This window comes from Mesorhizobium sp. M4B.F.Ca.ET.089.01.1.1, from assembly GCF_004022605.1.
In the GTDB taxonomy this organism is placed as follows: domain Bacteria; phylum Pseudomonadota; class Alphaproteobacteria; order Rhizobiales; family Rhizobiaceae; genus Mesorhizobium; species Mesorhizobium abyssinicae.
The window spans coordinates 1-427 of the sequence record NZ_RZOS01001465.1 but is presented as its reverse complement, the minus strand read 5'-3'; the positions used below and the strand labels follow the sequence as shown (position 1 = coordinate 427).

Annotated in this window: 1 protein-coding gene; it reads left to right on the top strand. The window is 54.1% G+C overall.

The window, feature by feature from the left end; translation table 11 throughout:
* Positions 1–42: 42 nt before the first annotated feature.
* On the top strand, positions 43–427 hold a 385-nt coding region (locus EN780_RS37910), incomplete at its 3' end, for a GGDEF domain-containing phosphodiesterase (RefSeq protein WP_245500329.1).

Here is a 427-nt window from a genome sequence, read left to right as displayed (position 1 = left end):
GGAATATACTCGGCTAAAAACCCGGGGCTGACGGAAATGTTGTTGCGGGCGGACATCGCCCTTTACACAGCTAAGCGCCGTGGCAGGAACGAATTTTGCCTGTTCGATGCCGAGCTCGACCGGGAACTGCAACGCCGCCAGTCCATCGAACGCGATCTTCATTCGGCGATAAAGACGAGAAGCTTGGGCCCTTGGTTCCAGCCAATCGTAAGACTCGACACCGAAGCTGTGATCGGTTTTGAAGGGTTGCTAAGGTGGTCCCATCCGATTCACGGTTCCATCTCTCCGCCCGAAATCATGACAGCGGCACGCGAAACCGGAATGCTCCAGCTGCTAACTCAAGCTGTATTTTCCGAATGTTGCGCTTTTATCGACGCCTTGGTGAAAGCTGGCTGTCGTGATGTTCGTGTGACGATGAACGTTTCAC